This is a genomic window from Streptococcus sp. ELY_86 (assembly GCF_058314495.1).
Genome location: NZ_JBZFUK010000002.1, coordinates 345,028 through 354,340 on the forward strand (window position 1 = coordinate 345,028; position 9,313 = coordinate 354,340).

A 9,313-nucleotide genomic window follows, 5' to 3' on the forward strand; every position below is an offset into this window, starting at 1 on the left:
ATCTTTTATTATTATACCACATTTTTATGTAAACGTTATCATTTTTTTGAAAATTAAATGAAACTCAGCAAAAACTGAGTTTCATAAAGGTTTATTTGATATCAAATACAACTGATTTAATTCTAGTCATAGCTTCGATAGAGTATTTAACACCTTGTGTATTGACACCTGATTTTTTAGCACCCAAGAATGGGAAGTTATCTGTACCGCGCTGTGTCTTATTGTTGATATGAACAGTACCGACTTCAAGCTGCTCTGCAATTTTGAAAGCCATTGGATAATCATTGGTGAAAACAGCACTTTGCAAGCCAAATTCAGATTGGTTAGCAATGTGAACAGCTTCTTCAATTGAATTGACACGAATAATCGGAAGCACTGGACCAAATGGTTCTTCCCAAGCCAAACGCATGTCCGTTGTGACATTATCAAAGACTGTCGGATAAATAGTATTGCCTTCACGTTTGATGTCAGTCAGGGCTGTTGCACCGCGTTCTTTGGCATCATTGATAAGACCTTCTACATAATCAGCAGCTTTAGTATCAATCAATGGTGTGATGTCAGTGTTATCTTCCGGTAAACCAACAGTTAAGTTATTGACCCGCTCAACGATAAGCTTAGACAATTCATCAGCAACGCTGTCCATGACAAGAACGCGTTTAACAGCTGTACAACGCTGACCTGAGTAGCCAAAGGCACCGTCAACGATATTTTTAGCTGTCAGCTCAAGATCAGCATCCTCAAGCACGATAGCCGCATCTTTACCGCCAAGTTCAAGCATGATTGGACGCATACCAGCCAAACGGCCAATATTTTCACCAACCGGTGTCGAACCGGTAAAGTTGATAAAGTCAACAGCCTTATGCTCAACAATATAATCACCGATAACAGAACCGCGTCCGGTAATTGTATTAAAGACACCGGCAGGAAGTCCGGCTTCTGCAAAGGCTTCTGCCAAAAGAAGACCAGAAATTGAACCTTGCGTTGGTGGTTTAAAGGCAACAACATTTCCTGTGATAAGCGCCGGAGCAATTTTTGAACCGGCAAGATTCACTGGATAATTAAATGGCGAAATCGCTAAAACAAGTCCTACTGGCTCACGGCGAACCACGGCAATTTTTTTCTTGCTGGCAGCTTCGAAGCTTCCGCCTTCAAGGACTTCACCTTGTGTACGAACGCCTTCAGCAGCCGCAAATTCCATGATTTCTACTGTACGTGTAACCTCACCGACAGATGATTTTAGCCCTTTAGCAATTTCTTTGGAAAGGACAGAACCGATCGCTTCTGCCTTACTTTGCAAAATATCAGCTGCTTTGCGGATATAGTTAGCACGCTCCACATAAGAAAGCGCACGCCAAGCCGGAAATGCAGCTTTAGCTGAAGCATAGACATAATCTACTTCATCAGTGCTCATAGCAGGAACAGAACCAAGCTCTTCACCTGAAGCGGGAGCGTAAATTTTAATCTCATCTTGAGATAGTTTCCATTCACCGTTGACATAATTTTTATACTGTTTTGTCAAAGTATATCTCCTTTTTACTGTAATATCCTTATTTTATCACTTTTTTGATTTTTTTCAATCTTTTACTACGACAAAAGTCAGAAAATTAAGACAAAACGATTTATTTCCTTTTACTTCGCCTAATAATTTAGCCGGCCTGCGGATTTTTAAATCCTTTAAACGCAGTTAAGAGAAAAATAGAAGCCGCTTTACAAAAAAAGACCGGAAATTGCATTTCCAATCTTTTTCCTGATTAATCAAAATCAATGTATTCTTTTTCAAGTTCAAGAACTTCTTCCATGGTAGCACATTCCGTAAGAGCGCGCTGAGCCAATTCTTCCATTTTCTTGGTATCAAGCTTCTTCATGAGACTGCGCGTGCGCAGAACAGAAGTTGCACTCATTGAGAATTCATCAAGTCCGATACCGACCAAGAGTGGAACAGCCGTTTGATCGCCAGCCATTTCACCGCACATACCAGCCCATTTACCTTCAGCATGTGCCGCTTTAACAACACGGTCAACCAAGCGAAGAATTGATGGGTTATATGGTTGGTAGAGGTATGAAACTTGTTCGTTCATACGGTCAGCTGCCATCGTGTATTGGATGAGGTCATTTGTACCGATAGAGAAGAAATCAACTTCTTTGGCAAATTGATCCGCCAGCATCGCTGCTGCTGGAATTTCAATCATGATACCTACTTGAATATCATCAGAGACAGCAACACCCTCTGCTTTAAGTTTTGCTTTTTCTTCTTCAAGGATTCCTTTAGCCTTGCGGAATTCAGTAACAAGAGCCACCATCGGGAACATGATGCGCAATTGACCATGCACAGATGCACGCAGAAGAGCACGCAATTGTGTCCGGAACATTTGGTTGCCGGTTTCTGAAATCGAAATACGAAGCGCACGGAAACCAAGGAATGGGTTCATTTCTTTTGGCAAATCAAAGTAAGGAAGTTCTTTGTCTCCGCCGATGTCCATTGTACGCACTACGACCGGTTTACCGTTCATGCCTTCAAGAACAGCTTTATAAGCTTCGTATTGCTCATCTTCTGTCGGGAAGTCCTGTGAATCCATATAAAGGAACTCTGTACGGTAGAGACCAATAGCTTCAGCACCGTTGTTGTTAACGCCTTCAACATCTTTAGGTGTACCGATATTAGCAGCCAATTCAAAATGTTTGCCATCAGCAGTCACTGTTTCAGCATCTTTAAGGAGAGCCCACTCAGCTTTTTGTTTCGCATAGGCTTCGCCGGCTGCTTTAAATTCTGCCACTTGCTCATCAGTCGGATTAATAATAACCTGACCGGTGATACCGTTGACAGCAACAATGTCTCCGTTTTTAACACGTTCAGTGATGTCATTTGTTCCAAGCACCGCAGCAATTTCAAGCGTCCTTGCCATGATAGCTGAGTGGCTGGTACGGCCGCCGATATTAGTGACGAAAGCCTTAACAAAATTAGCATCCAGCTGAGCAGTGTCAGACGGAGTCAAGTCGTGCGCAATCACAATTGATTCTTCGCTGATAGTTGCCGGATTTGGCAGTTCAACACCTAAAAGATGAGCCAAAACACGCTTGGCAACGTCACGAATATCCGCCGCACGTTCCTGCATGTAGGGATTGTCTTCCATGTTTTCAAACAAGGTCACAAACATGTCTGTTACTTCTTTAAGAGCACTTTCTGCGTTAACTTGTTTTGCACGAATCGTTTCTTTGATTTGACCGATCATTTCCGGATCTGCAAGAACCATCAAATGAGCATCAAATACAGCTGCGGCTTCTTCGCCAAGGGTATCTACTGCTTTTGCACGGATAAGAGAAAGCTCGTCCTGGGAAGCTTCTAGAGCTGCATCCAAACGAGCTTCTTCGGCCTTTGTATCTTCGACAGTAACTGTCTCAAAGGACAAATCCGGCTGGACAAGCAGATATGCCTTAGCAACGGCAACACCGTCAGATGCTGCAATTCCTTTAAGCATTTCTGTCATATCTTTATGCCAATCCTTCTTTAGTCATAGTTTCATCAATAGCTGCAATTGCATCATCAGCATCTGCACCTTCGGCAGTGATTGTAACATCTGCACCTTGACCAACACCAAGGCTCATAACACCCATGATTGATTTAAGGTTTACAGCTTTTCCTTTGTAGTCAAGTGTAATATCTGAAGCAAATTTGCTTGCTGTTTGCACAAGCAAAGTAGCTGGGCGCGCATGAATTCCTGTTTCTGCAACAATGTGAAAATCTTTTGAAGCCATAGTATGGTTCTCCTTTTAATATGTGTTTTTTTGAATTATCCTGATGATAACCCTTACAATTCTAGATTATAGCATATTGAAATTCGATTTTCAAGAACTAAAGTCCAAATTGGAAGAATAATGCAAATCATTTTCAATAATTTACAGTGCTTTTTATAAGGCTCTCCTGCCGGCCAAGCAAGCGTTGGAAATACTGTGCACACCTCCTTTGAAAAATACTGTACAACCCTCAGTCAGGAAAAATGAAATAATGACAAATGTCACGAAATCTCCCTATTGGCATCTCAAAAACTGACAATCAGACCCAGGCCTGTCCCTTTGCTTAGACCAAATCAAAAAGAAACAGCAGCTGCGCTATTTCTTTTTGACTCTGTCTTTAAATGACGCTGCCTGCTTACGGACTTCTGTGACAAACGGAGCATCAATTTCCTTAAATTTACTGTAGTTCCTTAAAAGACGGCGCTGATTGAATCGGAAAGGCCGAATGCTTTTAGCATGTAAAAAGTCATCCAGATGTAGGCGAAATTCTGCTAAGCGCTGGCTGATAAGCTCGGCCTGCTCCGCTAAATCATCGACTTCCTGCCTGACAGATTCTCTGATACGTTCTTGCTCTGCTCGGATATATTCCTCGAGAGCAAGCGCAGCCTCGTGAAATTTAACAGTATCCCTGACCGTCCAGATAAAGTCAAGCATCATCACAAAAACAATCACACCTGCCCACCAGTCGTCCAGTCTGAGGATAAGTGCCATGACACTTGGCTGAATCCAGCGAACAAGAACGACGATGCCCAGTCCCCAAAAAAGTGAAATAAGCGGTGCAATTCTTCCTTTTATATTACCAAATTCCTGACTGTAGTCCCACAATTTCATGTGAAAGAAGGTTTCTAAAAACCAGCCGGCAAAGTATTCAAAAGCTGTTGCAATCACGATGCCGCTCAAAAAGAGCCCAAGAAGATTGTCCTGAAAAGGGTCGGTAAAAATCAAAACAGTCGTCACTGCAAAACCATAGACCGGACAGTAAGGTCCGAACAAAAAACCGCGGTAATCAAACTGTCTGTCCTGAATAGAGCAGTAAACGGTCTCCCACAGCCAGCCTATAAATGAATAAACAAAGAAAAGATAGATAAGATCCGAAAGTGAATAGGGCATAAACAGCCGCCTTTCCTGATATATAGTTATATTATATCTCTTTTCAGCCATAGATACCAAACAGGATTAAAAGAAGAAATACAGGTCTGGATTATTATTCATAGATCACAGCGGCAGCTAAAAACTGCTGGACTGACTCCAAAAATCAAGCAGAAAATCTGACAGCTGGATGCCGTTTCAGTTCGTCAGTCATTTTTCTTATAGGTTTTCCATCAGCACTTTGGTAAATTCACTGGTTGAATAAGACGGTGCTTCTCCTGCCAGATCAGCTGTAAAACAGCCGGCAGCAAAAGTTTTTTCAATAGCTGCTTTTATCAGTTCAGCCGCTTCTTTCCAGCCTATATACTCAAACAGCATGCAGCCCGACAGGAGCAGTGAACAAGGATTGGCCTTATTTTGTCCTGCTATATCCGGAGCAGTACCGTGCGTTGCCTCAAAAACAGCATGCCCCGTTTGATAATTAATATTAGCTCCGGGTGAAATACCGATGCCGCCGACCTGTGCTGCCAAAGCATCGCTGGCATAGTCACCATTGAGATTGGTCAGAGCAACTACGTCAAAACGTTCAGGATTGAGAAGAATCTGCTGCAGGAAATTATCGGCAATGATGTCATCAACCACCAGTCGGCTCTTTTCAAGTTCAGCAGCATACTCCTCTTGAGCCAGTTCATAACCCCACTTTCTAAAGCCTCCTTCTGTAAATTTTTGAATGTTTCCCTTGTGTACTAATGTGACCTTCCTAAGCCCCTTAGCCAGAGCATAGTCAATAGCTGATCGAATCAGACGTTTGCTGCCTTCAATAGAAATCGGCTTGATACCGATACTGCTGCTCTCAGGAAAACGGATTTTTTGAACCTGCATCTGTGTCTGCAAAAACTCAATGACCTTTTGAACCTGACTGCTGCCGGCCTCCCATTCAATCCCTGCATAAATATCCTCCGTATTTTCACGAAAGATAGTGATGTCTGTTTTCTCTGGGTGCTTAAGCGGACTGGGAACACCTTGGAAATAGCGGACAGGGCGGACACAGGCAAAAAGATCCAGTTCCTGACGCAAAGCAACATTTAGTGATCGGATACCGCTGCCAACCGGTGTTTCCAAAGGGCCTTTTATAGCAAGCAGGTGACTTTTGATAACTTCCAAGCTGGCATCTGGCAGCCAGACGCCGCTTTGGCTGAAGGCTTTTTTTCCGGCTAAGACTTCCAGCCATTCGATTTGTCTCTTACCTTTATAGGCTTTTTCAACCGCCCGGTCAAATACGGGCTGTGCGTTCTTCCAGATATCCTGCCCGACACCGTCTCCTTCAATATAAGGAATAACAGGACAGTCAGGAACGTGTAATTTCCCGTTTTTAAATGTTACTTTTTCTGCCATTGGTTAATCTCCGTTTTATTTCTTAAGAACAGCCACTGAAAGTACCGCCAATTTGAAGAACAGCATCACGCATAGCAGCCAAACCGACGGCTGTTGGAACACCTGCAGATTTTTGAAAATCATAATGGCTGACTTGCTGATCCAAAGGAAAAACTGATGCGTCAGTAGCCTTGTGGAGCTTTTTTTAGCTTATTTAATGAAAATTATACAATTTTCTGGACCATCGGACAAATATGGACCTGCATTCTGTGCTGTACTGGCAGTCTTTGGTCTATTGAAGGCAGGCACAGCCCAAAAACACTATATCTTGTGGAACTTCTAAGATAGCTATACTATATTTTGTGTTTTTTCAAGCAAATTTTCTTGCTTTTTTTCCTGAATTTAGATATCCTAGTAAAGCAACTTGTAAAAAAATCTAAATTTTAGGAGAAGAAAATGGCCAAAATAACTGTTTTTTCAAAAAATAACTGCATGCAATGCAAAATGACCAAGAAGTTCCTGGAACAGCACGATGTTGCTTTTGAAGAAATCAATATCGATGAACAGCCGGACAAAATTGACTATGTAAAAAGCTTAGGCTTTACTGCTGCTCCTGTCATTGAAGCAGGTGACACAGTCTTTTCAGGTTTTCAGCCTGCCAAATTAAAAGCCCTTATTTAAATTTAAGGATTTTAAACAACTAAGGCCGGCTGCTTTAAAAACACAGCTCTGCCCTTATCCAAAGAAAACATGATGAAATTAGTAAGGAATAGGAACTTATAGATGAGTCTCAAAAATCTCGGCGATGTCTCTTACTTCCGCCTCAACAATGAAATTAACCGTCCCGTCAACGGGCAGATTCCGCTGCATAAGGACAAAGAAGCCCTGAATGCTTTCTTTGCTGAAAATGTACGCCCGAATACCAAAGCTTTTGACAGTATTACGGATAAGATTCGTTTTCTGATTGACAATGACTATATTGAATCAGCTTTTATTGCCAAATACAAACCTGAATTTATCGAAAAGCTTTCCCGGTCTCTTTATGATTATGATTTCCATTTTAAATCATTTATGGCGGCCTATAAATTCTACCAGCAATACGCTCTTAAAACCAATGACGGCGAAGCTTATCTTGAAAATATTGAAGACCGTGTTCTCTTCAATGCTCTTTACTTTGCTGACGGCAATGAAGAACTGGCAAAAGATCTGGCCATGGAAATGATTGCTCAGCGCTATCAGCCTGCGACACCAAGCTTTCTTAATGCCGGCCGCAGCCGCCGAGGCGAATTGGTTTCGTGTTTCCTTATTCAGGTGACCGATGACATGAATTCTATCGGCCGCTCTATCAACTCTGCTCTGCAGTTATCCCGTATCGGGGGCGGTGTGGGAATTTCCCTCAGCAATCTGCGCGAAGCCGGAGCTCCTATCAAGGGCTTTGACGGTGCAGCCTCAGGAGTTGTTCCTGTCATGAAGCTTTTTGAAGACAGCTTTTCTTACTCCAACCAATTGGGTCAGCGCCAAGGTGCGGGGGTTGTTTACCTCAATGTCTTTCACCCGGATATCATCGCCTTTCTTTCTACTAAAAAAGAAAATGCCGATGAAAAGGTTCGTGTCAAAACTTTATCTTTGGGTGTTGTCATCCCGGATAAGTTTTATGAATTGGCCCGCAAGAATCAAGACATGTATCTCTTTAGCCCCTATTCTGTCGAACGTGAGTACGGCATTCCTTTTAATTATATAGATATTACGGAAAAATATGACGAATTGGCGGCCAATCCTAATATTATCAAAACCAAGATTCGTGCCCGCGATTTGGAAACGGAAATCTCCAAACTGCAGCAGGAATCAGGCTACCCTTATGTTGTCAATGTCGATACTGCCAACCGTGCCAACCCGATTGACGGCAAAATTGTCATGTCCAATCTCTGTTCGGAAATTCTGCAGGTACAAACACCGAGTGAAATCAACGATGCTCAGGAATTTGTTAAAATGGGAACCGATATTTCATGTAATCTTGGTTCAACAAATGTTGTCAATATGATGACTTCCCCTGACTTTGGCCGCTCCATCAAAGCCATGACACGCGCACTGACCTTTGTGACAGATTCATCAAGCATTGAAGCTGTTCCAACTATCAAGCACGGCAACGCTCAGGCTCACACGTTCGGGCTCGGTGCCATGGGACTGCACTCCTACTTGGCACAGCATCACATTGAGTACGGCAGTCCGGAATCTATTGAATTTACCAATATCTATTTTATGCTTATGAATTACTGGACCTTGGTGGAATCCAATAATATTGCCCGTGAACGCAAGGAATCCTTTGTCGGTTTTGAAAAGTCAAAATACGCTGACGGCTCTTATTTTGATAAGTATGTCACTGGCCAGTTCGTTCCAAAATCCGACCTTGTTAAGGAACTGTTTAAAGATCACTTCATTCCTCAGGCTGCTGACTGGCAGGCTCTGCGTCAGGCTGTTATGACAGATGGGCTTTACCATCAAAATCGCTTAGCGGTGGCTCCAAATGGATCGATTTCTTATATCAATGATGTGTCTGCTTCAATTCACCCTATCACGCAGCGTATTGAAGAGCGTCAGGAAAAGAAAATCGGTAAAATTTACTATCCGGCAGCCGGTTTATCAACGGATACGATTCCTTATTACACCTCAGCCTATGATATGGATATGCGAAAAGTTATTGATGTCTATGCTGCTGCAACTGAACATGTCGATCAAGGCTTATCGCTTACGCTCTTTATGCGCAGCGATATTCCTCAAGGGCTCTATGAATGGAAAACAGAAAGCAAACAAACGACACGCGATCTGTCCATCCTTCGCAACTATGCCTTTAATAAGGGAATCAAGTCCATTTACTATATCCGCACCTTCACCGATGACGGTGATGAGATTGGTTCAAACCAATGTGAAAGCTGTGTGATTTAACTGAACAGTCAAACTTGGAGCTAAAGCTCCTATGTTTGACACGCCAACCGCTATCGGCGGTTTGGCTAGTTCACTTACTAACTTCGCAGAAGCTGTATTATCGACACCTTCTGCT

The 9,313-nt window shown here is 42.6% G+C and carries 8 protein-coding genes; 2 read left to right on the forward strand and 6 right to left on the reverse strand.

The features are described 5' to 3' along the window. Positions 1-91: 91 nt before the first annotated feature. The 6 genes from AC4HAN_RS04600 to AC4HAN_RS04625 form a co-directional block, all read right to left on the reverse strand. Positions 92-1,519 carry an NADP-dependent glyceraldehyde-3-phosphate dehydrogenase gene (locus AC4HAN_RS04600; RefSeq protein WP_491091421.1) on the reverse strand — a complete coding sequence of 476 codons (1,428 nt, stop codon included), beginning with the start codon at positions 1,517-1,519 and terminating at the stop codon, positions 92-94. A gap of 232 nt (positions 1,520-1,751) precedes the next feature. Next, a complete protein-coding gene (ptsP, locus tag AC4HAN_RS04605; protein ID WP_491091422.1) occupies positions 1,752-3,485 on the reverse strand; it encodes a phosphoenolpyruvate--protein phosphotransferase in 1,734 nt (577 codons plus the stop codon). A gap of 4 nt (positions 3,486-3,489) precedes the next feature. Then, a complete protein-coding gene (locus AC4HAN_RS04610) occupies positions 3,490-3,753 on the reverse strand; it encodes a phosphocarrier protein HPr (protein WP_003089104.1) in 264 nt (87 codons plus the stop codon). A 354-nt stretch (positions 3,754-4,107) separates the two neighbouring features. After that, positions 4,108-4,902, reverse strand: coding sequence for a putative ABC transporter permease (locus AC4HAN_RS04615; RefSeq protein WP_491091423.1), 795 nt, complete (start codon positions 4,900-4,902; stop codon positions 4,108-4,110). Between the two features lie 198 nt (positions 4,903-5,100). Then, the gene (icd, locus tag AC4HAN_RS04620) at positions 5,101-6,276 is read right to left on the reverse strand and encodes an NADP-dependent isocitrate dehydrogenase (RefSeq protein ID WP_491091424.1); all 1,176 of its coding nucleotides are present in this window, start codon (positions 6,274-6,276) and stop codon (positions 5,101-5,103) included. A gap of 22 nt (positions 6,277-6,298) precedes the next feature. Further along, positions 6,299-6,421: a hypothetical protein gene (locus AC4HAN_RS04625; RefSeq protein ID WP_491091425.1), complete on the reverse strand. Its 123-nt coding sequence runs from the start codon at positions 6,419-6,421 to the stop codon at positions 6,299-6,301. 290 nt (positions 6,422-6,711) lie between these two features. On the opposite strand from AC4HAN_RS04625, the gene AC4HAN_RS04630 reads away from it, so the two are divergent. Beyond that, complete coding sequence (locus tag AC4HAN_RS04630; protein WP_491091426.1) at positions 6,712-6,936, forward strand: redoxin NrdH; 225 nt, start codon at positions 6,712-6,714, stop codon at positions 6,934-6,936. A 102-nt stretch (positions 6,937-7,038) separates the two neighbouring features. Next, positions 7,039-9,198 carry a class 1b ribonucleoside-diphosphate reductase subunit alpha gene (gene nrdE / locus AC4HAN_RS04635; protein WP_491091427.1) on the forward strand — a complete coding sequence of 720 codons (2,160 nt, stop codon included), beginning with the start codon at positions 7,039-7,041 and terminating at the stop codon, positions 9,196-9,198. Positions 9,199-9,313: the final 115 nt, after the last annotated feature.